Raw genomic sequence first — 26,627 nt, forward strand, 5'->3', positions numbered from 1 at the left:
GCTTGACAAATCAGACACATATTTATAAATTAACAGGTTCATTCTGCATATTTTATTTTGGGCGCCGATTCGATCGGTTCCAGGGTCTTATAGAGCAAATCATCGTCACCAGAGAGGAGTCCCGCTTCATGTCCGAAAAATTCATATTCACCTCAGAGTCGGTATCCGAAGGCCATCCCGACAAGGTCGCCGATCAGGTCTCCGATTCCATCCTCGATGCCATTCTCGCCCAGGACAAAACGGCCCGCGTGGCCTGCGAAACTCTGGTGACCACCGGCATGGCGGTCATCGCCGGAGAGATCACCACCAACGCCGTCATCAACTATTCCGAGATCGTGCGCAACACCATCAAGGAGATCGGCTACACCGACTCCGAGATGGGCTTCGACGCCGACACCTGCGCGGTGCTGGTTTCCGTCGACCGGCAGTCGCCCGACATCGCCCAGGGGGTCAACGAGGGTGACGGCCTGCACAAGGAGCAGGGCGCCGGGGACCAGGGGCTCATGTTCGGCTACGCCTGCAACGAAACCCCGGAACTCATGCCGATGCCGATCCAGCTGGCCCACGAACTGGTGGCCAAGCTGGCCGAGGTGCGCAAATCCGGCCAGTTGAGCTTCCTCCGCCCCGACTCCAAGTCCCAGGTTTCCGTCGAATACGTGGACGGCAAGCCGAGCCGCATCGACACGGTGGTCATCTCCACCCAGCATACCCCCGACGTGACCCACAAGGAGATCGAGGAGCGGGTGATCGCCGAGGTGGTCAAGAAGGTCATCCCGGCCGAGCTGCTGGATGCCGATACCCGTTACTTCATCAACCCCACCGGCCGTTTCGTGGTGGGCGGCCCCATGGGCGACTGCGGCCTGACCGGCCGCAAGATCATCGTCGATACCTACGGCGGCATGGGCCGTCACGGCGGCGGCGCCTTCTCCGGCAAGGACCCCTCCAAGGTGGACCGCTCGGCGGCCTACATGGGGCGCTATGTGGCCAAGAACCTGGTGGCCGCCGGCCTGTGCGAGCGGTGCGAGGTGCAGGTGGCCTATGCCATCGGCGTGGCCCAGCCGGTTTCCATCATGGTGCATACCTTCGGCACCGGCAAGGTGAGCGAAGACCGTCTGGCGGAACTGGTGCGCGAGGTATTCGACATGCGTCCCCGCGCCATCATCGAACAGCTCGACCTGCTCCGTCCGATCTACAAAAAGACCGCCGCCTACGGCCACTTCGGCCGTGAGCTGCCCGAATTCAGCTGGGAGAAGACCGACAAGGCGGCGATTCTCAAGACCAAGGCGGGTATCTAAGCGCCCCAGCCGCACAGCATTGCATACATCCTGCCGAATGGATGGCCAAGGCCGGGGCGGTTGCGAAACCGCCCCGGCCTTGTTTTCCGGTACGATACCCGCTGTTGACAAAACAGGGGTATAGAAATTAGTATACCACGAGGAACGATAGAGGAGATTTACATGGCACAGGCGTATAAGATAGCGGTTCTGCCGGGCGACGGCATCGGACCGGAGGTGATGGCCGAGGCGTTGCGGGTGCTGGACGCCATTGAAACGAAATATCAGGTGACCTTCGAGCGGACCCACGCCAATGTGGGCGGGGCCGGCATCGACAACGAGGGCAGGGCTCTGCCCGAGACGACGGTGAATATCTGCCGGGCCAGCGACGCCATCCTGTTCGGCTCGGTGGGCGGGCCGAAGTGGGAGACCCTTCCGCCCGACGAGCAGCCGGAGCGGGGAGCGCTGCTCCCCCTGCGCAAGATCTTCGGCCTCTACGCCAACCTGCGGCCGGCCATCATTTTTCCGTCCCTGACCGGCGCCTCGTCGCTCAAGGAGGAGGTCATCGCAGGCGGCTTCAACGTCCTGGTCATCCGCGAGTTGACCGGCGGCATCTACTTCTCCCAGCCCAAGGGCATCGAGGGGAACGGCCGGGACCGGATCGGCGTGGATACCATGCGCTACTCCGTGCCGGAGATCGAGCGCATTACCCACGTGGCCTTCCAGGCGGCCCGCAAGCGGGGCAAAAAGGTCTGCTCCATCGACAAGGCCAATGTCCTCTCCAGTTCGGTCTTGTGGCGCGAGATCGTCACCACGATTGCCAAGGAGTACCCGGACGTGGAGCTGTCCCACATGTACGTGGACAACGCCGCCATGCAACTGGTGCGCTGGCCCAAGCAGTTCGACGTGATCCTGTGCGAGAACATGTTCGGCGACATCCTCTCCGACGAGGCCGCCATGCTGACCGGCTCCCTGGGCATGCTGCCGTCCGCGTCCCTGGCCGAGGGGACCTTCGGCATGTACGAACCGTCCGGCGGCTCGGCCCCGGATATTGCCGGCCAGGGGATCGCCAACCCCATCGCCCAGATTCTTTCGGCGGGCATGATGCTCCGTTTTTCCTTCGGCATGATCGAAGCGGCCGACGCCATCGACAACGCCGTGGCCAAAGTCCTGGACCAGGGCTTCCGCACCCGCGACATCTACCAGAAGAAGGAAGGCGAAAAATTGGTGAACACGAAAGAGATCGGCGACGCCATCATCGCGGCGCTGTAACCTGAATCCGTGGCGCCTGAACGGCTCCTTTCGCTTACCATGCCTCAGTCCCGGCATTGCCGGCCGTGTCTCCACCGTTGCGGAGGACGCACGGCAAAGCCGGCATGATGCTGAATGGGCGGCGTTGGACTCCGGCATGTCGCTCGTTCCGCCGTTCACTCGTCACGGAGTCAGGTGTAACTAATCACATATTCGGGAAAAGGAACAGACTATGAAAGTCGGAATCGTCGGTTGGCGCGGTATGGTCGGCTCGGTCCTCATGCAGCGGATGCAGGAGGAGGGTGATTTTGCTACCGGTATCGAGCCGGTATTCTTCTCCACGTCCCAGGCCGGGCAGCCTGCCCCCATGAACGCCGGCACCCTCAAGAGCGCCGACGATCTCGCCGAGTTGAAGAAGCTCGACGTCATCCTCACCTGTCAGGGGGGCGACTACACCAAGGCCATCCACCCGGCACTGCGCAAAGAGGGGTGGAACGGCTACTGGATCGACGCGGCCAGCACCCTGCGCATGGAGCCGGAGGCGGTCATCATCCTCGACCCGGTCAACCGCAACGTCATCGATAGTGCCCTGGCCAAAGGACAGAAGGACTTCATCGGCGGCAACTGCACCGTATCCCTGATGCTGATGGGCCTGGGCGGGCTGTTCCGGGCCGGGCTGGTGGAATGGCTCACCTCCATGACCTACCAGGCGGCCTCCGGCGCCGGCGCCCCCAACATGCGCGAACTCCTGGCCCAGAAAGGGGTCCTCCACGACTCGGTCGCGCACCTGCTCAAGGACCCCTCGTCGGCCATTCTGGAGATCGACCGGAAGGTGACCGCCACCCTGCGCAGCGATGTCATGCCCAAGAAGGAGTTCGGCTACCCCCTGGCCGGGAGCGTGCTCCCCTGGATCGACCGGGAGGTGGAGGACGGCCAGAGCCGCGAGGAGTGGAAAGGGTTTGCCGAAACCAACAAGATCCTGGGCACGGCGACGCCGATCCCGGTGGACGGCATTTGCGTGCGGGTCGGCGCCATGCGCTGCCACAGCCAGGGGTTGACCATCAAGCTCACCAAGGATGTGCCGCTGGCCGACATCGAGCAGTTGATCGCCAACGACAACCAATGGGCCAAACTGGTGCCCAACACCAAGGCCGACACCCTGGCCCAACTCACCCCGGCGGTGGTGTCCGGCACCCTGACGGTTCCGGTCGGCCGGGTGCGCAAGATGAAGATGGGACCCCACTACCTGCAGGCCTTCACCTGCGGCGACCAGCTCCTGTGGGGTGCGGCGGAGCCGCTGCGGCGCATGTTGCGTATCCTTGTCGAGAAGTAATGAATGAGAACGTGCCTTTTGCGCAAGCTCCGCGTAAGTCTTCGGGCTCCCGCCTGCAACGTAGCGCTGCTCCGTCTCGGCGTGCCCCCTCGACAGCCTTGACCTTGCGCAAAAATCACGTTCTTTAGGTAATATCCGAGCGCCCCTCTCGTGGGGGCGCTTTCGCTTTTGCAAAGGTTGCCATGAACTCAGTAGTGAACAAACCCGAACTCCTGGCCCCGGCCGGGTCGCTGGAGTCCTTCTTCGCCGCCATGGAAAAGGGGGCCGACGCGGTCTATGCCGGCATGCGCGATTTCTCCGCCCGGGCCCGGGCCAAGAACTTCACCCTGGCCCAGATGGAACGGATGCTGGCCTACGCCCATGGCCACGGCCGGCGAATCTATATCACTCTCAACACCCTGGTCAATGAGAAGGAACTGCCCCAACTGGTGGAGACCCTGGCCGCCCTGGCGGGGATGCGGGTGGATGGGGTGATCCTCCAGGATCTGGCCGTGGCCCGGCTGATCCGCCGTCACTTCCCCACCATCCCGCTCCACGCCTCGACCCAGATGACCATCCACAACACGGCCGGTGTCAAGATGCTGGAGGAGATGGGGTTTCAGCGGGCGGTCCTGGCCCGGGAACTGGCCCTGGACGAGGTGGCGGCCATTGCCGCGGCCACGCCGGTGGAGATCGAGACCTTTGTCCACGGCGCCCTCTGTTTCTCGGTCTCGGGGCAGTGCTTCTTCTCCTCCTACCTGGGGGGGCACAGCGGCAACCGTGGGCGTTGCGCCCAGCCCTGCCGCCGCCTCTACAACCATCGCGGCAAAGAGGGTCATTATTTTTCCACCAGCGACCTGTCGGCCATCGACATGCTGCCGGAACTGGCCCGGGCCGGGGTGAAGTCCCTCAAGATCGAGGGGCGCATGAAATCGGCCGAGTACGTGGCCAGCGTGGTCGAGGCCTACCGCCTGGTCCTGGATGCGCCGGAACGGTCCCGCAAGGAGGCGCTGGCCGCCGCCAAGGAGATCCTGAAATATTCCTTCGGCCGTACCCCGACCAAGGGTTTTCTGGCCTCACAGCAGCCGGACGATATCGCCAACCCCTGGCAAAAGGGGGGGACCGGGCGTTTCGTCGGCCAGATCAGGGGAGTCAAGGGCAACCGCCTGACCTTCGAGAGCCGGGACGCCCTGTATGTGGGGGATCGGCTGCGGGCCCAGCCCAAGAGCGATATGGCCGGCCAGGCCTGGACCGTGCGCGAGTTGTTCGTGGGGCGCAAAAAGGTGATGGAAGCCCGGGCGGGGAGCGTGGTGGAGGTGGAGACCCCCTTCCGTTTCAGCGTCGGGGACTCGGTCTACAAGGTCTCTTCCCGCGAAGCCTTCACCCTGAGCGAGAACGCCTGCCTGCGGCGGTTGGAGTCGGTGCAGCGGGACAAGGTGCCGTGCCGGTTGCGGGCCGCCCTGCGCGACAACGTCATGCATCTGGAGGCCGAGGTCGGCGGCGTGCCGCACACCTTCCAGTTTCCCCTCGGCCCGCTGGAGCCGGCCCGCAGCGGCGACATGCAGGCGGTGCTCCAGGGGCAGTTCGCCAGGACCGGCGAGACCCCCTTCCTGCTGGAATCTCTGGAGGCTCCGGACTTTCCGGCGGTGCTCATACCGTCGGCCATCTTCAAGGAGGTGCGGCGGCAGTTCTACCGGCAACTGGACGAGGCACTTGCCACGGGGTTCCGGGAGCGGATCGCCGCGGCCCGGAGTGCGGCCCTGCGCGATGTGGCCACATTTCGCGCAGGGCCACCCCATGCCGCTCCCAAGGAGGCCCTGGCGGTGGTCATGGACCAGCCAAAGGAGTGGCGCTTCCCGTTGCAAAGCGGTGCCGACGCCACGATCCTGCCGCTTTCCCGGGCGGGCATCCACCAGCTCCCCGGGGTAATCCCCCGCATGCGCGGCCTGGAGGAGCGCATGATCTGGCAGCTCCCCTTCATGATCTTCGACCGGGACATGCCGCTGTACCGCGACACCCTGCGTCAACTGCACCAGGCCGGATTCCGGCGCTTCGAGGCGGCCAACCTCTCCCACTTCCATCTGTTCAAGGGACTGGCGGACCTGCGCATCTCCACCTGGCACCGCTGCTTTTCCCTCAACAGCCAGGCCCTTGCCGCCTGGCAGGAGTTGGGGGCCGAGACCTGCACCCTGTATATCGAGGACGACGCCGCCAACCTGGCGGAGCTTCTGGCCGCAGGGATCGACGTGGAACGGCGGGTGATCGCCTATGCGCCATTGCCGGTCATGACCACCAAGATCCGTATCAAGGACGTGCACAGCAACATTCCGCTTCACTCGGACCGGGGAGAGGCGTACAGTGTCACCAGCCGGGATGGCCTCCAGACCATCTCCGCCGCCACCCCCTATTCCCTGACCGCCCGTCACGGCGAGCTGCGCCGGGCGGGGTGCGGCTCCTATGTGATCGACCTGCGCCAGGCCCCCCGGGAGAGTTGGAACGGCATCCTGGCGGCCTTCAAGGCGGGGCGCGAGATTCCCGGTACGACGGAATTCAACTACGCTGCGGAACTGGTGTGATTGCCATGAAGATATTTTTCGTCGCCCTTGCGCTGTTCCTGGCCCTTGGTGCCGATGCCCACGCGGGGCGCATCATCGGCGGGATGGTGCGGGCGGTCTACGATGGCGACACGGTTTTGGTGGCTACCCGGGACGACAGCCGGCTCAAGGTGCGCCTGTACGGTATCGATGCCCCTGAAACCACCAAGCCGGACAGCCCGGGACAACCCTTCGGGGAGATCTCCCGACGGACCCTGATGTACAAGATCATGGGGCGCCAGGTCTCCGTGGAGGTCATGGATGTGGACCAGTATCACCGCACGGTGGCGGTCATCCGCCATGCCGGCCGCGACGTCAACCGGGACATGGTGGCGGAGGGCATGGCCTGGGCCTACCGCCAGTACCTGCAGGGGCCGTACGCCTCGGAGTATATCGGCGTGGAGGAGTTGGCCCGCGCCCGGCACAAAGGCCTGTGGCGGGACGCCAATCCGCAGCCGCCCTGGGAGTTCCGCCATGCCCAGGAGGGAAGCGGCAAGCGCCGCGGCCGCCGTTAGCCCGCATCACAACGGGAAGCTGCCTGCGCGGCCCCTAACAGGCTGTTTTTCAACAACCTGCTAATACTTGGCTTCCAGCACCTTGACATGAATCCTGCCGATGATGGTGACGATCGGCGCCATATCCTCCGGCAGATGCCCTTCCAGCAGTTTCAGGTGGGTCGGGTCGGCCGGCATCTGGTCGTAGGTCGGGTCGATGGCCACCCAGCGTCCGTTCAGCAGGCTCTCGGCCCAGCTGTGGTAGAGGAAGCCCTTGCCGTCCAGGTAGACCAGCCCCGAAACGAATCGGGTCGGGATGCCGGCCGCCCGGGCCAGGGCCGTATAGAGGCGCGCATGGGTCTGGCAGTTGCCGCTGCGGGATTTGAAGCTGGCAAGTGCCCCCCCGCCGTCTTCCACCGTGTCGCGCAGCCAGTCGGAGGTCCATGAGGCCAGGGCCTTGGCGACCTCCTGCGGCTCCTTCCTGCCTGCCGCAAGTTCCTTGGCCTTGGCCGTGATCTCCGGCGCATCGGATTCGATCTTGTCGGCCGGTTTCAGGTCGCTCTCCCGGGCTGTCGCCGCTTTGTCCTGGAGTGCCGTCTCCGGAACGGCCCGCCCGGTTTTGATGGCGATCCGCCCCTCGCCGCTTTTCTCAACCGTCTGACCCCCATCCCGCCGGAGCGGCAGATTGTCGTTCCAGCCGCTGATTTCCACACTGAGGCCGGTCAGTTTCTTGGAATCCTTGATGGGCGGTTCGGCCCGCACCAGGCTGAAATCATAGATCAGATCCTTCTTGGCCAAGGCCACCCCACCCACAAACGAACCGAGCTGCGTGGGCTCTTCGGCCCTGGTGATCACCAGGCCGTCCCGTACCGACTCCAGGAGAGTGTTCCCCTGGTCGTCCACCCAGATGTCGTTGTTGACGAAGGGATACAGGTTGTTGCGCAACTTGATGGCCGGTTGGGAGCTTGGCGTATTCTCCTGTCCCAGAACGCTGATCTTGACCTCCTTGACCTTGAGCTCCTCCGGATCAAAGGTCAGGGTGGTGTAGGATTTGCCGGGGGAAAGGTCGCGCATCAGGGGGTAGAGGTTGAGCGCCGGCCCGGGATAGACCTCGCCTTTATATTTGAGCTGTTTCTCCGTTTTTTTGCCGTTGGCCACGCTTGTGATGCGTATGATGTTGCCCCCCACCTTGCCGGAGATGCGCGAGGCGCTGCCGTTGATGGCCTGCTCCACCTCGAAGGAGCGCAGGGCGAGGCCTTTGCCCACCAGATAGGTTTCGCGCATGGACGATTCCTTGGAAAATCCCATGACCTTCATGCGTACGCTGCCGTCGCCCTCGATCCGGTAGCCGTCCGGGGCCTCGGAGATCGCCTGGCGATAGAAACCGACCCGCTCATTGTCCACGTAGATTCCGAACCAGCGTTCCGAAAGCGGCGGTTTGTCCAGCTTTTTGAATTGGGCGGCCGTGGCGGGGAATACGGCGGTCAGGGTGAGGGCCAGGGCAATGAGGACGCGGATGGCTATTTTCATGAATGCTCCTTTTTTCAAGAAGGGGTGCGGCAGATGGTGCTGTTGGGGCTGCCGATGCTGCGCCACAGGTGACGACCGCCTGCGGCGGACGCAGTAGTCGCAGGGAATGCAGGAAAGACGGAAGAGATTGGCATTCGGTTACAGAAGATCCGCAGGTCGCCTGGATACTATTCGGTAAAAAAGGGCGTTTTCTCCGCTTCCGGATGTGGCTCGGCACTCTTCAGCCGGCACTGATTCGTTGCCGTGTCGTTCTCGCCGTTCGTTTCGGTTCCGGCCTGGCGCAGCAGCGCCGCTGCGTAGGCCAGCAGGTCGTCCCTGCCCGTGGCGGTCAATCTCCGGTATTCGGCAATCAGTCGCTGTTCGTCGAGGGTCAGATCCATATTCAGCTCTCCTTCCGGTCGTAGGGGACGTGCCGCCTGGGGTACCGCGCTTGGCGTGCCGTGCCGCGGCATCGATCACGCACGGCACGGCCGAAGTCTGCTCAGGGGGTGTTGGTAAGGTATTCCACCCGGTTCCTGCCGTTGGCCTTGGCCCGGTAGAGGGCGTCGTCGGCCATCTTGATGAAGTTGTCAACCGTTGCGCCTTCGGGTGTCGGCAGCGTGGCGATCCCCATGCTGACGGTGATCGCCAGGGAAGCGAGCGCCCCGTTGAATTTGGTCCCCTGGACCGCCTGGCGGACCCGCTCGGCAACGAACAGCGCCTCCTTGAGCATGGCGTCCGGCAGGAGGGCGACGAACTCCTCGCCGCCGTAGCGGGCGGCGATGTCGTAACTGCGGAGTTCCTTCTGGAGTTGGAGCGCCACCTTGTTCAGCACGATGTCGCCCTGCAGGTGGCCGTAGGTGTCGTTGACCTTTTTGAAGTGGTCGATGTCGAGGATGATCAGGGAGAGGTTGCCCCCCTTGCGGAGGCTGCGCTGGAACTCTTTCTCCAGCGCCTCCATCAGGTAGCGACGGTTGAAGAGGCCGGTCAGGTGGTCGGTATTGGACAGCTCCAGAAGGAGCTCGTTGGTGCGCTTCAGGTCGTCCTGGAGGTGTTTGATCTTGAGGTGCACCTTGACCCGCGCCACCAGTTCCTCGGGATCGAAGGGCTTGGTGATGTAATCGCTGGCGCCCTGTTCGAGCCCCTTGAGCTTCAACTCCCGATCGTTCATTCCGGTCAGGATGATGACCGGCACGTCCTGCAGGTCGGGGCGCGCCTTGATCATATTCAGGAATTTGAAGCCGTCGATGCGGGGCATTTCCAGATCGCAGAGAATGACGTCCACGGGGGAGGAGAGCAGCTTCTTGAAGCCCTCCAGGCCATCGTCCGCCTCGTGGTAGCGGGAGAACAGCTCATACGACTCCAGCGTATGGATGATCCGTTCGCGAACGGTATCCGAATCGTCTATGATCAGAACGCTGTTGGACATGCGGGTATATTTACTCCAATTTACCATCAAACACAATTTCTAAAAACTGGGCCAGAATGGCTGCGGTCAGGCCCCAGATGTCGTCCCCGCGAAAATCGTAGTGGCGCACCATGAGGGACTTTCCCTGCCACTGGCGCGGCTCCATGCGCAGGACCGCGGGGTCGAGGAAATGGGTGATCGGCGCTTCGATGATGCGCTCGATCTCGTCCCGGTTGACGGCGTAGGGATAGTCTCCCGGGATGACCCCCACGAGAGGGGTCACCAGATAATGGTGGATGGAGTAGAAATCGTCCAGGGTTCCCAGGATCTCCACGTGGGAGGGATGGATGCCGACCTCCTCCCAGGTCTCGCGCAGGGCCCCCTGCTCCGGCTCTTCCTCCGGGTTGAGGGCGCCGCCGGGAAAGGAGATCTCCCCGCTGTGGTGCAGCAGGTGGTCGGTCCGTTTGGTGAAGAGCAGGTGGTAGTCGCCGTTGCGCAGGAAAAGCGGCAGCAGCACGGCGGCCGGTACCGGCCCCGCCTCCATGGTCCTGCGGCTCCGGGCCGCCAGGGCTGCGCGGGCGCGCTCCGGCAGGTTCAGAGCATCGTCTCCCTGGTCAGGCGCTTCATTTCGGCGATGGTGGCGGCGTAGTCCGGGCTGCCGAAGACGGCGCTGCCGGCCACGAAGACATCCGCGCCGGCATGGGCGATGCGGGCGATATTGGCGGTCTTGACGCCGCCGTCCACCTCCAGTTCCGCCTCGCCGCCGCGCCGGTCGAGCATGGCGCGCAGGGCCTGGATCTTGGGCAGGCACGCCTCGATGAAGCTCTGGCCGCCGAAGCCGGGGTTCACGGTCATCAGCAGCACCAGGTCCAGATCGGCGAGCACGTACTCCAGGGCGTTGAGGGGGGTCGCCGGGTTGAGGGATACGCCGGCCCTCTTGCCCAGGGAGCGGATCAGCTGCACGGTGCGGTGCAGGTGGTGGACCGCCTCGGCATGCACCACGATGATGTCGGCCCCGGCGGCGGCAAAGTCCGGAATGTAGCGGTCGGGGTTTTCGATCATCAGGTGCACGTCCAGCGGCAGGCTGGTCACCCGGCGAGCCGCCTCCACGATCAGCGGGCCGATGGTGATGTTGGGGACAAAGTGGCCGTCCATGACGTCGATGTGGATGTAATCGGCGCCGGCGGCCTCCACGGCGCGGATCTCGTCGCCGAGGCGGGAAAAGTCGGCCGAGAGGATGGAGGGGGCGATTTTTTTCATGGGAAAACTCCAGATTCGTTTTTGCCACGGAGCCACAGAGGCACGAGAAATCAAAACAAGGTCAAAATCTGCCACAGAGACACAGAGGTACTCGGAGAACGGCAGAAAAAACAGAGAGGCCACCTTCATCCGGAATTGCCGTATTGTGTTTGTCTTTCTCCTGGGTTTCCTCTGTGTCTCCGTGTCTCTGTGGCAGGTGTGCCTACAGCCTTCTCAGCCGCGCCGCGAAGAAGCCGTCCATGCCGTGGCGGTGGGGCCAGGCCCGGAACATCCCCTCGGCCGTGAAAAGTTCCCGGTTGTTCGGGAAGAGTTCATTCAGGTTTTCTAGCACATAATCGGGGTGGCGCGAAAGAAAATCCTGCACCACCTGTTCGTTCTCCTCCCGGGAGGTGGAACAGGTGGAATAGACGAGAATGCCGCCGCTTTTCACCAGGGCTGCGGCGTTGGCGCACATGACCTTCTGGGCGGCGGCCAGGCGCAGGATATCGTTCGGCGTGAGCCGCCACTTTGCCTCCGGGTTGCGGCGGATGACCCCCAGGCCGGAACAGGGGGCGTCCAGGAGAACCCGGTCGAAGGCCCCTGCCGGAAGCGTCTCGGGGCGGTGCAGGTCGGCGGTGGCGACGGTGAGGCAGGCGATGCCGAGCCGCAGGGCCGCCTCCCGGATCACCGGCAGCTTGGTGCGGGAGATGTCCGTGGCCAGCAGTTCGCCGCGGTTCGCCATCAACTGCGCCAGGTGGGTCGCCTTGCCCCCCGGCGCGGCGCAGCAGTCCAGCACCCGTTCCCCCGGCTGCGGGTCCAGGAACAGGGCGACCATCTGGGATGCCTCGTCCTGCACGCAGAACAGACCCTCCCGGTAGCCGGGCAGAGTGGGGATCTGGTGCCGCCCCTCTACCAGGATGCCGTGGGGGGAGTGGCAACAGGGGGCCGCGGACACGTCGTTCTCGGTGAAAAGGCCCAGCAGTTCGTCCCGCGTCGTCCGCAGGGTGTTGGCGCGCAGGGTGAGGGGCGGTTGTCGTGACGACGCCTCGGCCAGGGTCTCCGCTTCCGGGCGATCGAGCTGGTCGAGCCACTGGGCCACGAGCCATTCCGGCTGGGAGTGGCGGGCGGCAATGGCGGCGGCCGGATTGGCGACGGGATCGGGAAAGGTGAGGCCGTCCCTGCGGCGCAGGTAAGTGCGCAGCACGGCGTTGACCAGGCCGCCGGCGCGGGGCACCATCTCCTTGGCCAGGTTGACCGATTCGTTGACGGCGGCGGATTCGGGAATCCGGTCCAGATAGGCCAGTTGGTACAGTCCCAGGCGCAGGATCGTCAGGGCCGGGGGCTGGAGCGTATCGAGCGGTTTGTCCAGGAGTTGCGCCAGGATGTGGTCGAGGCTGCCCCGGCGGCGGAGCACGCCGAAGACCAGCTCCGGGAACAACCCCCGGTCCGGTCCGATCAGGTGTCCCTTCTCAAGTTCGTGGTCGATGAGCCGGTCGGCGAAGCCTCCCTCCTTGGCGATGCGGAGCAGGACCCGGCAGGCGGCCAGGCGGGGGTTGGCGGTGATGGGGGCCTGGCCGCTCAATAGCTGTGCGTCCGCGACATGTCCTGCAGACGCGCCACCCGCTCGAGGATGGGAGGGTGGGTGGAGAAGAGGGTCATCAGGCCGCCGCCGGTCAGGGGATTGACGATGAACATATGGGCCGTGGCCGTATTTGCCTCCATGGGGAGGCGCTGGTTGGCCATCTCCAGTTTCTGCAGGGCGTTGGCCAGGGAGAGCGGATTGCCGGAGATGCTGGCCCCGCCGGCATCGGCGCCGAATTCCCGCGAACGGGAGATGGCCATCTGCACCAGCATGGCGGCGATGGGGGCCAGGATGGCCATGAGGATCATGCCGAAGACGCCGCCCCCCTCGTCGTCGTCGCGCCGGCTGCCGCCGAAGATGGCGGCCCATTGGGCCATGTGGGCCAGGTAGGTGATCGCCCCGGCAAAGGTGGCGGCGATGGTGGAGATGAGGATGTCCCGGTTCTTGACGTGGGCCAGTTCATGGGCCATGACCCCCGCCAGTTCGTCATCGCCCAGGATGCGCATGATGCCGGTGGTGGCCGCCACGGCGGCATGCTCCGGGTTGCGGCCGGTGGCAAAGGCGTTGGGGGTGTCGGAGTCGATCAGGTACACCTTGGGCATGGGGAGGCCGGCCCGTTGGGCCAGGCGGCGCACGATCCCGTAAAAGCGCGGGTCGTCCGCCTCCTCGATCTGGCGGGCGCCGTACATGGAGAGGACCACCTTGTCCGAGAACCAGTAGGAGAAGAAGTTCATCCCCGCGGCCAGCAGAAAGGCCATGGTCATGCCCCCCTTGCCGCCAAGGGCGGCCCCGATGGTCACCAGAAGGACGGTCAGGAGTCCCATGAGCAGTGTTGTCTTCAGCATATTCATCAGAGTACCTCGCAACGTTCAAAATAAGCAGAGCAGATCTGTCCCCATCATAATAATCATTGCCGCTGAAAAGCGCAAGGGGAGGGCGGGCGTGGATGGCCTAACCGGCTAAATAAACTTGACAAGTGTCCGTGGCGATGCTATGTAACTCGATCACATTTTGAGACTATTGGAGGAAACAATGGAACGTACATTCGCCATCATCAAGCCGGACGCCGTCGAGCGCAAGCTGGCCGGAAAGATTCTGGACAGGATCGAGGCCAACGGCTTCGCCATTCGCGGCATGAAGAAGATCAAGCTGACCAGGGAGCAGGCCGAAGGTTTCTACTACGTGCACAAGGAGCGCCCCTTCTTCAACGATCTGTGCGCCTTCATGTCCCGCAGCCCGGTGATCGTGCTCTGCCTGGAGAAGGAAAACGCCATCGCCGACTGGCGCACCCTGATGGGCGCCACCAACCCGGCCAATGCCGAGGCGGGCACCATCCGCAAGGATTTCGCCATCAACATCGAGGAAAACTCGGCCCACGGTTCCGATGCTCCCGAAACGGCCGCTTTCGAGATCCCCTACTTCTTCAACGCCTTCGAACTGGTGTAGTCCCTTTTTTCCTGAAACCGACCGGAAAAGGCCCTTCGTTTGGAGGGCCTTTTTTTTATGGCGAAAATCGTTTCGTTCCTCATGGTCCGGTCCTGATGATCCGCCGCGCCTCCGCCAGCGGATCCCCCGCCCCGTCCACCCAGTGGATGGCCACCCCGTTTTTCTCCATCCTGCGGAACCAGGTCTCCTGGCGCTTGGCAAAGTCGTGGATGGCGCTGTTCAGTTTCTGGAACATGTCGTTGCGCGTCAGTTCTCCCCGCACCAGCATCCCCGCGTAACGGTACTCCAGGCCATAGTAATCCAGGCGCTCCCAGGCGATCCCCCGGTCGTGGAGCCCCCGGACCTCCTCGATCATGCCGCTGCCCAGTCTCTGCCGCAGGCGTTCCGTAATCCTGCGTCGCAGTTCGGTCCGTTCCCAGCGGATGCCGATCACCAGGGGGCGGATGGCGGGGAGCGGCTCCGCCGCCGTTGTCCGGCTCCGTTCGTGGCGGGCGATCTCGATGGCGCGAATGGTGCGCCGCCGGTCCGCCAGATCGGTGCCGTTGTGCTGCTCCGGCCGCAATTCCCGCAGCATGGCCGCCAGTTCGGCGTCGCTCTGCGGGGCCAGCTCCGCCCGCAGGGCCGGGTCCTCGGGCACTTCCGCCAGCCGGTAGCCGCGCAGGGCCGCGTCCAGGTACATGCCGGTGCCGCCGCACAGAAGCGGCAGGCGGCCGCGGGCGGTGATCGACTCGAACGCCTCGATGAACAGGCGCTGGAAGGCGAAGACGCTGAATTCCCCGCCGGCGTCCAGGATGTCGATCAGGTGAAAGGGGATCGTGCCGTACTCGTGCAGGTCCTTGCCGGAGCCGATGTCCATGCCCCGGAATACCTGACGCGAATCGGCCGAGATGATCTCGCCGTTCAGTTCCCCCGCCAGGGCCACGGCCAGGCGGGTCTTGCCGGAGGCGGTCGGGCCAAGTACGGTAAGGAGGTTAAAGGCAGGTTGTTCAAAAACAGCCGTCTCGCCGCCATCCTCGAGCGCCCTCTCGTGCGGCGTAGCGCTGCGGTCCCTCACCCAATCCCTCTCCCCGGAGGGAGAGGGCACGGCATGCTCTCCCCCTCTGGGGGAGAGATAGAGAGGGGGCTGCCTCCTCGGGGCATTCTCCGGGTGCGACGATCCGGCTATTTTTGAACAACCTGGGTTTTTCGACAGGTTCCTGGGGAAGGGGGCGTCAGTCATTGGGCGGGTCCTCCCCGTGCAGCCCGGCGAAGACCGTGGCGGCGATGGTTGGGTTCATCCCCGCCACCGCGGCGATCTCCTCCACGCTTGCTTCCTTCAGCCGTTGCAGGCTGCCGAAGTGTCTGAGCAGGGCGGTGCGCCGTTTGGCGCCGATGCCGGGGATCTGCTCGATGCCCGAGGCGGTCCCCTCCTTGCCGCGCAGGGTGCGGTGATAGCCGATGGCAAAGCGGTGGGCCTCGTCGCGGATGGCCGCCAAGAGGAGCAGCGGTGCCGAGTTCTGGCGCAGCACCACCGGGTTCTTGCGTCCCGGCAGGAAGACCCGCTCGTCGCTCTTGCTGATGGTGGCCGCTGCCGCATCCCGGGCCGTACGGCTCTTAGCCAGGGATACCAGGTCGAAGCGCCCGGTCAGCCCCAGGCCGGCGACGATCTCCTGGGCCGCGTTCAACTGGCCGATGCCGCCGTCCACCACCACCAGGTCCGGGAGCCCTGCCTCCGCCACCTTCTCTTCGCGGAAGCGGCGGGAAAAAACCTCGGCCAGCATGGCGAAATCGTCCTGCCCCTGCACGTCACGGATGCGGTACCGGCGGTAGCGGGCCTTGTCCGGCCGGGCATCGGTGAAGGCGACGCCGCTCCCCACGGAGTGGCGCCCCTGGATGGTGGAGATGTCGTAGCATTCGATCCGGTGGGGGAGCCGCGTCAGGTGGAGCCGCTGCCGCAACTCCTCCAGCACCGCTTCCGCCGACGCGGCGGCCTCGTCCCGCTCGCGCAGGGCGGCCGCGGCGTTTTTGCCGGCCAAGTCCACCAATTCCCGCTTGAGGCCGCGCACGGGGCGGGCTATGGCGACCTTTTTCCCCCTGGCCTCACCCAGCAGTTCGGCCAGCGCCCCGGCCTCCTCGATTTCCAGGGGGAGCAGAATCTCCTCGGGGATGAAGGTTTCGCCGCCATAGAACTGGTGCAGGAACGAGGCTACCCCCTCGGCATCGTCCAGTTCCCAGGTCAGGCTGAACAGGCGGCTGCCGCTCAGCACCCCGCCCCGGATGAACAGGAGCGCCACCTCCAGGCGCGTCCCGTCGCGGAAATACCCCACAACGTCGCTGTCCCCGCCCCCCCGCATGACCACCTTCTGCTTTTCCACCGTGACCTCGATGGAGCGGAGCAGGTTGCGCCAGCGGGCCGCCTCCTCGTAGCGCAGCGCCTCGGCCGCCTCGGCCATGCGCCGCCTGAACTCCGTCACCAGTTGTTTGCTCTTCCCCTCCAGAAACAGGGCGGCGCCCTCCGCCAGGGCGGCATAGTCGGCCGCGGAGATCAGGCCGTGGCAGGGAGCGCTGCATTGGCCGATCTGGTGGTAGAGGCAGGGGCGCTTGCGGGCCATGCAGGCCTTGAGCGGGTAGTGGCGCAACGGGAACATGCGGGTGATCTGGCGGAGCACCTCCCGCGCCGCCGAGGCCGATGCGTAGGGGCCGAAGTAACGGGCGCCGTCGCGTGGCACCTTGCGCACGATGGAAAAGCGGGGAAACTCCTCCCGCGGGTCGAGGCGCAGGGAAAAATAGGTCTTGTCGTCCTTCAGGTCCAGGTTGTAACGGGGATGGTGCTGCTTGATGAGGGTGTTCTCCAGGAGCAGCGCCTCTTTTTCCGTGTCGGTGAGCATCACCTCGATGTCGGCCACCTTGGCCACCAGGAACTTGACGTGGTAGCGGCCGTCGCCGGTCGCGCCGAAATAGGTGCGCACCCGCTGGCGCAGGTTGCGGGCCTTGCCGATATAGATGATCGCGCCCTTCCCGTCGCGCATCAGGTACACGCCGGGAGAGGTGGGCAGCTGCCGTATTTTGTCCTCAAGGCTCATGGCGCAATAGTACCGGCTTCTGCCCGGAATGAAAAGCCAATCGTTCGACAGGTTTTTGCATAAATATTGTGCATGCGCCCATTAAATAGGCATGGTGCGGGACCTGATACAAGTGCAAAACACATAATTACAGTATGTTGCCCAATCGATACGACATGGAAACCATTTTGCATGCACCAGACAATTTGCCCAACGGCGGGCATATTTCACGAATACCAATGGGGGTAGTCGAGCATGGAGACCATGTCAACGGTGACTGGCTTGAAGAGTAGCGGCGATGTACTTTTTCTGATGTTGGGGGCGGTGATGGTCTTTGCCATGCATGCCGGGTTTGCCTTCCTCGAGGTGGGCACGGTGCGCAAAAAGAACCAGGTCAACGCCTTTGTCAAGATCCTCACCGACTGGTCGGTTTCCACGATCGTCTATTTCGTGATCGGCTTTCCGATCGCCTACGGCATCTCCTTTCTGAAGCCGGCTGAAGAGCTGCTGGGCAAGACCCAGGGGTACGACCTGGTGCATTACTTCTTCCTGCTCTGTTTCGCCGCCTGCATCCCGGCCATCATCTCCGGCGGCATTGCGGAGCGGGCCAAGTTCTGGCCCCAGGTGACCGCCGGCGCCGTCTTCGCCGGGCTTTCCTATCCCCTGTTCGAGTCGTTCATCTGGGGCAAAAACAGCTCCCTGCTGCAGGGGATCTTCAAGGGCATCGGCGGGGCCGAATTCCACGATTATGCCGGATCGGTGGTGGTGCACTCCATCGGCGGCTGGATCGCCCTGCCGGCCGTACTCGTCCTCGGCCCGCGCATGGGGCGCTACATCCAGGGCAAGTCCCATCCTCTGCCCATCAGCAACATTCCCTTTCTGGCGCTCGGCTCCTGGATACTGGCTGTCGGGTGGTTCGGCTTCAACGTCATGAGCGCCGGCAATCTGGAAAAGATCTCCGGCCTGGTGGCGGTCAATTCCCTGCTGGCCATGGTGGGAGGGGTGCTGGCGGCCCTGGTGGCGGGCAAGAACGACCCGGGCTTCGTCCATAACGGCGCCCTGGCCGGCCTGATCGCCGTCTGTGCCGGCAGCGACATCATGCACCCCCTGGCCGCCTTCGTGGTGGGGGGCGTCGCCTCGGTCATCTTTGTCTACGGTTTCCACTACGAGCAGGAAGTCCTGAAGATCGACGACGTTCTGGGGGTCTGGCCGCTGCACGGCGTGATCGGCTCGTGGGGCGGCATCGCCGCCGGCATCTTCGGGCAGAAGGCCCTGGGCGGCATGGGCGGGGTCACCTTCGTCTCCCAGCTTGCCGGCAGCCTTTCGGCCATCGTCTTCGCCCTGGCCAGCGGTTTTGTGGTCTACGGCATCCTCGGCAAGACTGTGGGTATCCGGCTTGACGCGGAGCAGGAATACGCCGGGGCCGACCTGTCCATCCACAGTATCGGCGCCTATCCGGAGGAGCATGTCCGGTGACCGTCGGAACGCGTCCGGCTTTCCGGCGCACGGAGTTGCCTAACACATGGAAATAACCTTTTCTTTCGTTGACAAGGCCACGGAGAGATGCTATCTAAAAGGCATTTTACCTGACATTTCGCAGATCTCCGTGCGCCATTGCGCCGCGTGCTGGCCAAGAAGAGGTTACGTGCCGTGATTTTAATGAAATTTTGCCGCAATATTCTGTGTCGGCTTTTCCTCGTAGTGGCAATAATTTCAACGCTCATTGTCCCTCCCGGGTTCTGTCAGGAAACGGAAGACTCCCAGATTTTCATGTCTGGCTTCAACGCCTACCAGCAGAAAAACTATCCCGCCGCCATCAAAAGGATGAACGAGGTGCTGCAGAAGTACCCCGACTCCCCCCTGCGCGACATGGCCATCTTCTGGCTCTCCCGCTCCTACTACAAGAACGGCAATCTTCAGGATGCCGCCCGCTACATGTCCCGGTTCGCCAAAGAGTACCCCGATAATCCCCTGAGGGCGACCGTGGAGGACGAACTCCTCGCCTTGACGGCGCGCTATGACAAAGGGGAAACGATACCGGCCGGCGAGGCGCCCGTGAAACAGGTGCAGGCGCCGAAGGTGAAACCGGAAGCCGCCCCGGCTGAAAAGGAGCGCCAGGCCGCCGAGAAGACGGAGCGGGAACAGCAGGGGAAAGAGCAAGCGGCCAAGGCCGAGCTTGCCAGGCAGCAGGCCGAGAAGGAACGCCTTGCCAGGCTGAAGGCCGATGAGGAGCGCCAGGCCGCCGAGAAGACGGAGCAGGAGCAACTGGCGAAAGAACAAGCGGCCAAGGCCGACCTTGCCAAGCAGCAGGCCGAACAGGAACGCCTTGCCAAGCTGAAGGCCGAGCAGGAGCGCATGGTCGCCGAAAAGGCCGAACAGGAGCGTTTGGCCAAGGAACAGGCGGCCAGGGAGCAACTCGCCCGGCAGCAAGCGGAAAAGGAACGTCTCGCCAAGCAGCAGGCCGATCAGGAACGCCAGGCTGCCGAGAAGGTGGAGCAGGAACGGCTGGCCAAGGAACAGGCTGCCAAGGCCGAGCTTGCCAAACAGCAGGCTGAAAAGGAACGCCTCGCCAGGCTGAAGGCCGAACAGGAGCGCCTGACCGCCGAGAGGGCCGAGCAGGAACGTTTGGCCAAGGAGCAGACTGCCAGGGAACAGCTCGCCAAGCAGCAGGCCGGAATGGAACGCCTTGCCAAGCAGAAGGCCGACCAGGAACGCATGGCGATCGAAAAGGCCGAAGAGGAAAAGCTGGCGCAGGAAAAGAGTGTTCAGGCCCGGGCCGTTCAGGAAAAACAGGCCGCCGAACAGGCTGAAATAATGCGCCTTGCCCGGGAAAAGGCAGAACAGAAGCGCCAGGCGGTCCAGAAGGCGGAGGAAGAGCGCACGAGCGCCGAACAGGCCGCCCGGCAGCGTCAGGCTGCGGTACAGGCCGAACGCGAACTGCTGGCGGCGAAGAAGGCGGGGGAAGAACGGGCTGCCGCCGAGGCCGCCCGAACCGGACAGCAGGCCGCCGCCAGGGCGGAAGAGCAGCGCCAGGCACAAAATCGCCAGGCCGAGGAGCGGGCGCGTGCCGAAAAGGCGCTCCTGCGTGAAAAGGCCATTGCCCAGTACAAATCCATCATCGAAACCTACCCCGGCAGCAGCGCGGCCGTCACGGCAGCCGCCAAGCTGAAGGGATTGGGGGTTGCGGTCGCCCTGCCCCCCCAGGCCGCTGCGGTTGAGCGCCAGGAAAACGCCCAGGTCCTGAAGTTCGAAGTGGGACAGTACGTCGGCTTCGAGTTCAACCTGCTGGCTCAGCCCAAGGCCTACGAGGTCGCGCACCGGACCAGCATCCCGTTCGAGGTCATCAACCGGGGCAACGGTAGCGATTCCTTTGCGCTGGAATCGGCTTTCCCGGCCGAATTCAAGGCCGAGTTCGCGGCCGCCGGAGCACCTGAAAAGAATATCAGGGAAACGCCGAAGCTGGCTCCGGGCGAGGTGTTCCGGGGGGCGGTGAGCTTCGAGATCCCCGCCGCCAGCATCGATGGCCTGAAGATCACGCATCCCGTCAAGGCCGCCTCCACCCTCATGGCCGAGGCGAGCCAGTCGCGCGAGATCGCCATGACCGCCTCGGCCCCGCTTCTGCGGGCCGTGCTGAAAGCGGATAAAACGCACCTCCTGCCAGGCGGGCAGGTCGCCTACCGGATCGTCGTCCTCAACATCGGCACCATGGCCGCCAAGGATGTCACCCTCAACCTGAATTATCCCCCGCAGCTTGAGCCGCTCGATTATTCCGCCACCGGCTTCAAGCAGGGGATGAAGTCCGTGATGATCACCGACGGGCTGCAGATCAAGTCCGGGGAAAGTCGGGAGTTCAGCGTCGCTTTCCGCCTGAAGGACGATTCCCTGGCCGGCCAGGAGTTGATCACCCGTGCGGAATTGGTGAACAACCCGCTCCAGACCACGGCGGTTTTCGTTTCCAATCTGGCCTCCGTCGATCCGCAGCATGGCGTCAAGGTGCGCACCGCTTCCGAGCGGCTGGTGGTCATCCCGGGCCAGACCACGACGATTCCGTTCGTGGTGGCCAATACCGGCAACGTGGGCGAGAAATACCGCATAGCCTCGAACCTGAAGTCGGCCCCGGACATGGTCATCTACCACGACATCAACCGCGACGGCATCCGCCAGGCGAATGAGCCGGCCATCACCGAGATCGGCCCGCTGGCGCCCAAGGAAGAGGCCGCCATCATTGTGGAGATCAAAACCCCGCGGAGCATCGGCGACGGGACGGAAGACAACGTGCAACTCACCTTCACGCCCGAAGGGGATGCGGCCCGGCCGGCCGTGGCCTCCGCCCACCTGTTCTACTCGCGTCCGGTGCTGAAGCTGGCTATCGCCGCCCGGGACGGCCGGCTCAAGCCGGGCGAGGTGGCGTCCTTCGACTTGGTCATCACCAATGGCGGCTCCAACCTGGCCCGGATCGTGGAACTTCAGAGCGCCTGGCCCGAACAGCTTGAACTGGTCGGCGCCGACCCCGCCAACAGTTCCGTCGCCAACGGGAATATCCTCTGGAAGTTCAAGGAACTGGGCGCCGGAGAGAAGAAGGCCATCAAGGTCTCGTTCAGGGTCAAGCACGGCATCGGGGTCGGTACGAATATCCAGGTCAAGAACATCATGACCTATGAAGATCAACTGGGGAACAGGTACTGATATGGCGCGACGCCCATGGGGAACTGCTGTAGCAGCGCTGATTCTTTCACTTGCCGTCATTCCGGCCTGGGGTGAGCAGCAGTACCTCTACACGCCCAAGCCGGCCGGCCCGGAGGAACAGGGGCAGGCAAAGGACGGTATCCTGGTCCGCGAGGTGCCGGTGGAGAAGGGGGACACGCTCTCCGGCATCTCCCGCAGGTTCAGCGGCCACGGTTCCTACTATCCCCAGATACTGCTCTTCAATGATGTGAAAAACCCGAACCTCATCTACGCCGGCTCGACCCTCAGGGTCCCGGTGAGCGCGGGACAGGCGGCGGAAACTTCCGAGGCAAAACCGGCCCCCACGGCCGGGAAAAAGAGCGTCCGGCATGCCGGGAAAAAGGCTTCCCGCGCGGTTTTGCCCCCGTCCGCCGCGGTGCCGGCCAAGCGCAGGGCCACCGGCAAGGCCCCCGCGGGCGACCAGTCCATGGAGCTGTCCCCCAGCGACTTGAAACGGCTGGACAACGGAGCGGAGAAGAAGGCGGAGGCGCGGAAAAAGGCCGTGCCCGAGACGCGCAAGCGTGCCGGGGAGGCGGTGCGGCAGAAGGCCGGGCAGCCGGTTGGCGGGGAGCGGGTGACCACGAACGCCCCATCTGTTCCGGCGGCCACGGGCGAGGATGCCAGCCAGAAACTCTTTTCCCAGGCGGTCAAGGCCTACCGCCAGGACGACTGCCGCGCGGCTCTGGAACTGTTCGACCGCTTCCTGACGACGAACCCCAACTCCCCCTTGGCTGCCGACGCCAGTCTCTACAAGGCGGAGTGTTATCTGAAGCTCTCCAACTAGCACCAGCGCCGCCTTTGGAACAAACACAAACCGCCGCCGGCTTCCCTGCCGGCGGCGGTTCTTTTTGCACACCCTATCCCATCCCTTCCCGGTGGACTAACGCACGCCCCCTTACTGCCACGTCATGACAAAGGCGCGCAGGCGGCCCCCCTGCTCGTCCCGGTAATAGACCACCTTGAGGTTGTCGGCTATGCGGCCGCGCTGGATCTCGTAGCCATCCTTTTTCTCGGTCGCTTCGAGGACAAAGGCCGGTTTTTTCACCACCTGGCGGAGCACGCCCTTCATGAACGATTCGGGCACCCCCTGGCCGCCGCGGTCGATCACCTGGATGGCCTTGATGGATTCCTTTTCCCGGAACACCTTGAACTCGGTAACCTGCCCCTTGTAGCGCTCCCATCCCGGATTGGCGGCGCCGTAGCTCTTGTCCGCGCCGTAGCGGGGGATGAAATCCGGCAATCTGCTGGGGCGCGCACCCACTTGGGCCGGAGTGGGCCGGTTCCCGGCGATGTCGGACAGGACGGCCTTGTCGCTCAATTGGGGCGTGGCCTCGCCGCCCGCCGCGGGAGGAACGGCGGCAACCGGGGGGGCGGGAGCAGCGGCCAGCTTCCGGGCCGCCGTGACCGGAGGCTGCGCCGGGGCGGCCGGTTGGGCGGCCGGCTTCACCTGCTGCGCCGGCGGCTCGGCGGTGATTGCGACCGGTTTCTGCTCCTCCGGTTTGCGGTTCTGGATCACCGTGACGACCACGGCGACGATCAGGACCGGCGCCAGCCAGAGCAGGAAGGAGGAGGCCCGGGAGAGCTTCCTCTCCGGTTCGATGGTTTCCGGCTGCTCCACATTCCACCCGGAGAAATGCTGCCGCGCCGCTTCAACAGGCGGTTCCGGTTCCTGCATGCTCTCCACGGCACTGTCGAAGGAGCTGGTAAACTCCGAGTAGACCTTGACCCGTGAGCGGGGGGCATAGGTGATGCCCCGCTCCTCCAGGGACGGTTCGGGCGGGACGGCCAGGGGGGCGGCGAGGGCCAGGATGTCGCGGCTGGCCGGTGCGGCGGCCGGTTCCTGTTCCGGTTCGGCAGCGGCCGGCTCCGGAGCGGGCGCCGGTTGCACCGCGGCCGAGGTCGAAACGATGTCCTCCACCGCCAGGGCCGCCTCCACCCCGCTCTGTCCTTTCCGGGAGGCGGGGGTGGCGACCGTGCTCCGGATAGCGTCCAACAGCGCCTTTTCGTCCAGCGAGGTATCGATATGCCCCTGGTAGAGCTTGATGGTTTCGGCGCTGACCTGGGTGGGGGTGCTGAGCAGCACGAAGCGGCTGCGCTTCCTGCCGAGCTGTTTTTTGAGATGCATCAGCAGGATGTCGGCGGAAAGCCCGGAGAGATGGGTCTGGACAAAAACCATGGCCGGTTTCCTGGCGATCAGCTCCTCCACCCCTTTTTCGAGGCTGGATGCCGTACGCAGCGTGATGCCCTTGTCGTCCGCGAGCCGGTTGAAAATCTTTCTGAGGCGCGGTACATCGGTTATCAGCAGCAGGTCGGTCACGTGGTTTTCCTCCAATAACGGTAAATAGAATCCATTCTACGGCATGAACTATGCGTAATCAACATGATTGTTGGTCGCTGCGCCGCAAATGTGCCTTGCGCCGGACCGGGATAATCATGTATCGTAGACCCCGGACGGAAACTAACTGGAAAGGTATGCCGATGCTCGATTCACGGATTCTCGGCGAACTCGCCGCCATCGTCGGGACTGACAACGTCCTGACCGAAAAACAGGATATGCTCTGCTACTCCTATGATGCCACCCAGATGGAGTTTCTCCCTGCCGCCGTTGTCCACCCCGCGAACGCCCAGGAGGTGTCCGCGGTGCTCAAGCTGGCCAACCGCGAAGGCTTCCCCGTATTCCCCCGCGGCGCCGGCAGCGGTTTTTCGGGCGGCGCGCTTCCCAAGGCGGGCGGCATCGTGCTGGTCACTACCCGCATGAACCGCATCCTGCGCATCGATACGGAGAACCTGATTGCCGAGGTGGAGCCGGGGGTGGTCACGGAGCTGTTCCAGCAGGAGGTGGAAAAGCTGGGCCTGTTCTATCCGCCCGACCCGGCCTCCCTCAAGTTCTCCACCCTGGGGGGGAACGTGGCCGAGAACGCCGGCGGTCCCCGGGCCGTGAAATACGGCTGCACCAAAGATTTCGTCATGGGGCTGGAGGTGGTCCTGCCGAGCGGCGCCATCATCCGTACCGGCGGCGAGACCTACAAGGGGGTGGTGGGCTACGATCTGACCAAGCTCCTGTGCGGCAGCGAAGGGACCCTGGGGATCATCACCCGCATCATCTTCAAGCTGCTCCCCTATCCCGACGCCAAGAAGACGATGCTGACCATCTTCGACTCCATCGACGGGGCGGCCAAGGCGGTTTCGGCCATCATCGGCGGCAAGATCATCCCCACCACGCTGGAGTTCATGGACTACTCCACCCTCCAGTGCGTCGAGCGCCGCTTCAACCTGGGCATTCCCGCCGAGGGGCGCGCCGTGCTCCTGATCGAGGTGGACGGCGACCGTGACCTGATCGAGAAGCAGGCCGGGCAGATCCATGCGATCATCGAGCCGCTGGGGCTGGTCCAGTTCCGCGCCGCCGCCAACGCCGCCGAGTCGGAGCAGCTCTGGAAGGTGCGCCGGCTGGTGTCGCCGTCCCTGCGGGACATCAATCCGGACAAAACCAACGAGGACATCGTGGTGCCCCGCAGCAAGGTGCCGGATGTGATCAGACGGATCGAGGCCATCCAGCGGAAGTTCGACGTGCCCATCGTCAATTTCGGCCATGCCGGCGACGGCAACATCCACGTCAACGTGATGATCGACAAGCAGATCCCCGGCATGTCCGAGCGGGCCGAGGGGGCGGTGAAGGAGATCTTCCAGGCCGCCCTGGACCTGGGGGGGACCATGTCGGGAGAGCATGGCGTGGGGCTTTCCAAGGCACCCTATATCGAGCTGGAACTGACCCCGGACCAGATCGGGACCATGAAGGCCGTCAAGCACGCCCTGGATCCGAACAATATCCTGAATCCGGGCAAGATGTTCCCCGGGGAGGGGGAAAGCCATGCCGCAGGATAGCGGTAAGAGCCGTCAGGAGATCTCGCTCGTCGGGCGGATACTGTCCCTGGAGACCATGCTGCTCCTCATGGGGGTGGCATCGCTCGTCTACGGCATCGTCAACGGCGCGGAGACCAGCATCCTCTGGGGGATCATCATCATCCCCGGGGTTTTCATCCTGATGAAGGTGCGCAGGAAAGACTGGCAAAAACACTGGCAGGATCTGGAAGCGGAGCGGAAGGCCCACGACGGACGGAAAACTCCCCCTCCGGACACGCCCCCGGAGAAGTGACCCGTATGAACCATGGAACTATCGTTTTGGCCTCAGCCTCGCCGCGCCGCACCGAACTGATGGCCCTGGCAGGCATCGAATTCACGGTGGTTGCGGCGGATATCTGCGAAGATGCCCTGCCCGGCGAGAAGCCGTCCGAGCATGTCATCCGCCTGTCGCGGGAGAAGGCCGACGCCGTGGCGCGGACAACGGCCGGCCGCTTCTTCATCGGTGCCGACACCGTGGTGGTCCTGGACGACACCATCATGGGGAAGCCCGCCGATGACGATGATGCCTTCCGCATGCTGACCGCCCTGTCCGGCAGGAACCACGAGGTCATCACCGGCTTTACGGTCTTCGACGCGGTGAGCGGCATCCATCTCAGCCGGAGCGTGCATACGGAGGTCACCTTCCGCACCGTGGGCGAACACGAGATCCGGAACTACATCGCCAGCGGCTGCCCCAGGGACAAGGCCGGGGCCTACGCCATCCAGGGGGGCGCCGTCCATTTCGTCCGCTCCATCTCCGGTTCGTACACCAATGTGGTCGGACTGCCCATGGCGGAGCTGTACGAGGTGTTGCAGACGGTGGAGGCGCTTCCCTGATCGCGTCCGTCTTGG

Annotated in this window: 22 protein-coding genes; 12 read left to right on the top strand and 10 right to left on the bottom strand. The window is 64.2% G+C overall.

Annotated features, from left to right (window positions below; genetic code table 11):
• The first annotated feature begins 128 nt into the window (after positions 1-128).
• The 5 genes from metK (at position 129) to FO488_RS01360 (ending at position 6,946) form a co-directional block, all read left to right on the top strand.
• Positions 129-1,295: a methionine adenosyltransferase gene (gene metK, locus FO488_RS01340; protein WP_149208878.1), complete on the top strand. Its 1,167-nt coding sequence runs from the start codon at positions 129-131 to the stop codon at positions 1,293-1,295.
• A gap of 162 nt (positions 1,296-1,457) precedes the next feature.
• Positions 1,458-2,546: a 3-isopropylmalate dehydrogenase gene (gene leuB, locus FO488_RS01345; protein WP_149208879.1), complete on the top strand. Its 1,089-nt coding sequence runs from the start codon at positions 1,458-1,460 to the stop codon at positions 2,544-2,546.
• A 211-nt stretch (positions 2,547-2,757) separates the two neighbouring features.
• Positions 2,758-3,858 carry an aspartate-semialdehyde dehydrogenase gene (asd, locus tag FO488_RS01350; RefSeq protein ID WP_149208880.1) on the top strand — a complete coding sequence of 367 codons (1,101 nt, stop codon included), beginning with the start codon at positions 2,758-2,760 and terminating at the stop codon, positions 3,856-3,858.
• A gap of 182 nt (positions 3,859-4,040) precedes the next feature.
• On the top strand, positions 4,041-6,413 hold the full coding sequence (locus tag FO488_RS01355; RefSeq protein WP_149208881.1) for a U32 family peptidase: 2,373 nt from the start codon (positions 4,041-4,043) through the stop codon (positions 6,411-6,413).
• Between the two features lie 5 nt (positions 6,414-6,418).
• Positions 6,419-6,946, top strand: coding sequence for a thermonuclease family protein (locus FO488_RS01360; protein WP_149208882.1), 528 nt, complete (start codon positions 6,419-6,421; stop codon positions 6,944-6,946).
• A 60-nt stretch (positions 6,947-7,006) separates the two neighbouring features.
• Here FO488_RS01360 and FO488_RS01365 read toward each other — a convergent pair whose 3' ends face one another.
• The 7 genes from FO488_RS01365 to htpX all read right to left on the bottom strand — a co-directional run bounded on the left by FO488_RS01365 (position 7,007) and on the right by htpX (position 13,514).
• Complete coding sequence (locus tag FO488_RS01365) at positions 7,007-8,455, bottom strand: transglutaminase family protein (protein WP_149208883.1); 1,449 nt, start codon at positions 8,453-8,455, stop codon at positions 7,007-7,009.
• A gap of 167 nt (positions 8,456-8,622) precedes the next feature.
• Positions 8,623-8,835 carry a hypothetical protein gene (locus tag FO488_RS01370; RefSeq protein WP_149208884.1) on the bottom strand — a complete coding sequence of 71 codons (213 nt, stop codon included), beginning with the start codon at positions 8,833-8,835 and terminating at the stop codon, positions 8,623-8,625.
• A gap of 101 nt (positions 8,836-8,936) precedes the next feature.
• Positions 8,937-9,863, bottom strand: a complete 927-nt coding sequence (locus FO488_RS01375; protein ID WP_149208885.1) for a diguanylate cyclase — start codon at positions 9,861-9,863, stop codon at positions 8,937-8,939.
• A gap of 10 nt (positions 9,864-9,873) precedes the next feature.
• Entirely contained in the window at positions 9,874-10,386 is a 513-nt protein-coding gene (locus FO488_RS01380; RefSeq protein WP_149208886.1) for a CoA pyrophosphatase, read from the bottom strand.
• Between the two features lie 50 nt (positions 10,387-10,436).
• Positions 10,437-11,102: a ribulose-phosphate 3-epimerase gene (gene rpe, locus FO488_RS01385; protein ID WP_149208887.1), complete on the bottom strand. Its 666-nt coding sequence runs from the start codon at positions 11,100-11,102 to the stop codon at positions 10,437-10,439.
• A 202-nt stretch (positions 11,103-11,304) separates the two neighbouring features.
• Positions 11,305-12,663: a 16S rRNA (cytosine(967)-C(5))-methyltransferase RsmB gene (rsmB, locus tag FO488_RS01390; protein WP_149208888.1), complete on the bottom strand. Its 1,359-nt coding sequence runs from the start codon at positions 12,661-12,663 to the stop codon at positions 11,305-11,307.
• Positions 12,660-13,514: a zinc metalloprotease HtpX gene (gene htpX, locus FO488_RS01395; protein ID WP_149208889.1), complete on the bottom strand. Its 855-nt coding sequence runs from the start codon at positions 13,512-13,514 to the stop codon at positions 12,660-12,662. The genes rsmB and htpX overlap by 4 nt, the downstream gene beginning before the upstream one ends.
• A 181-nt stretch (positions 13,515-13,695) precedes the next feature.
• Between htpX and ndk the strand changes: the two genes are divergently transcribed.
• On the top strand, positions 13,696-14,109 hold the full coding sequence (ndk, locus tag FO488_RS01400; RefSeq protein ID WP_149208890.1) for a nucleoside-diphosphate kinase: 414 nt from the start codon (positions 13,696-13,698) through the stop codon (positions 14,107-14,109).
• 79 nt (positions 14,110-14,188) lie between these two features.
• On the opposite strand, the gene miaA is transcribed toward ndk, so the two are convergent.
• Together miaA and uvrC are read right to left on the bottom strand one after the other, a co-directional pair.
• Positions 14,189-15,163 (bottom strand): tRNA (adenosine(37)-N6)-dimethylallyltransferase MiaA, encoded by a 975-nt coding sequence (miaA, locus tag FO488_RS01405; protein WP_255516540.1) that lies wholly within the window; start codon positions 15,161-15,163, stop codon positions 14,189-14,191.
• A 157-nt stretch (positions 15,164-15,320) separates the two neighbouring features.
• The gene (gene uvrC, locus FO488_RS01410) at positions 15,321-17,171 is read right to left on the bottom strand and encodes an excinuclease ABC subunit UvrC (RefSeq protein WP_149208892.1); all 1,851 of its coding nucleotides are present in this window, start codon (positions 17,169-17,171) and stop codon (positions 15,321-15,323) included.
• Positions 17,172-17,405: 234 nt separating this feature from the next.
• Here uvrC and FO488_RS01415 point away from each other — a divergent pair, with 234 nt between their 5' ends.
• From FO488_RS01415 to FO488_RS01425, 3 genes are all read left to right on the top strand, one after another.
• On the top strand, positions 17,406-18,626 hold the full coding sequence (locus FO488_RS01415; protein ID WP_149208893.1) for an ammonium transporter: 1,221 nt from the start codon (positions 17,406-17,408) through the stop codon (positions 18,624-18,626).
• Positions 18,627-18,920: 294 nt separating this feature from the next.
• Positions 18,921-21,836, top strand: coding sequence for a tetratricopeptide repeat protein (locus FO488_RS01420; RefSeq protein ID WP_240732112.1), 2,916 nt, complete (start codon positions 18,921-18,923; stop codon positions 21,834-21,836).
• A 1-nt stretch (position 21,837) separates the two neighbouring features.
• Complete coding sequence (locus FO488_RS01425; protein ID WP_168205826.1) at positions 21,838-22,659, top strand: LysM peptidoglycan-binding domain-containing protein; 822 nt, start codon at positions 21,838-21,840, stop codon at positions 22,657-22,659.
• A 111-nt stretch (positions 22,660-22,770) separates the two neighbouring features.
• Here the strand turns inward: FO488_RS01425 and FO488_RS01430 are convergent, their stop codons facing one another.
• Positions 22,771-24,192 (bottom strand): hypothetical protein, encoded by a 1,422-nt coding sequence (locus tag FO488_RS01430; RefSeq protein ID WP_149208896.1) that lies wholly within the window; start codon positions 24,190-24,192, stop codon positions 22,771-22,773.
• Between the two features lie 161 nt (positions 24,193-24,353).
• On the opposite strand from FO488_RS01430, the gene FO488_RS01435 reads away from it, so the two are divergent.
• From FO488_RS01435 to FO488_RS01445, 3 genes are read left to right on the top strand one after another with little or no spacing between them, the layout of a single operon-like run.
• Entirely contained in the window at positions 24,354-25,757 is a 1,404-nt protein-coding gene (locus tag FO488_RS01435; RefSeq protein ID WP_149208897.1) for an FAD-binding oxidoreductase, read from the top strand.
• A complete protein-coding gene (locus tag FO488_RS01440; protein ID WP_149208898.1) occupies positions 25,744-26,028 on the top strand; it encodes a hypothetical protein in 285 nt (94 codons plus the stop codon). Before FO488_RS01435 ends, FO488_RS01440 begins: the two co-directional genes overlap by 14 nt.
• 5 nt (positions 26,029-26,033) lie before the next feature.
• On the top strand, positions 26,034-26,612 hold the full coding sequence (locus FO488_RS01445; protein WP_149208899.1) for a Maf family nucleotide pyrophosphatase: 579 nt from the start codon (positions 26,034-26,036) through the stop codon (positions 26,610-26,612).
• The last annotated feature ends 15 nt before the right edge of the window (positions 26,613-26,627 follow it).

Origin of the sequence: Geobacter sp. FeAm09 (assembly GCF_008330225.1) — a bacterium.
Taxonomy (GTDB): domain Bacteria; phylum Desulfobacterota; class Desulfuromonadia; order Geobacterales; family Pseudopelobacteraceae; genus Oryzomonas.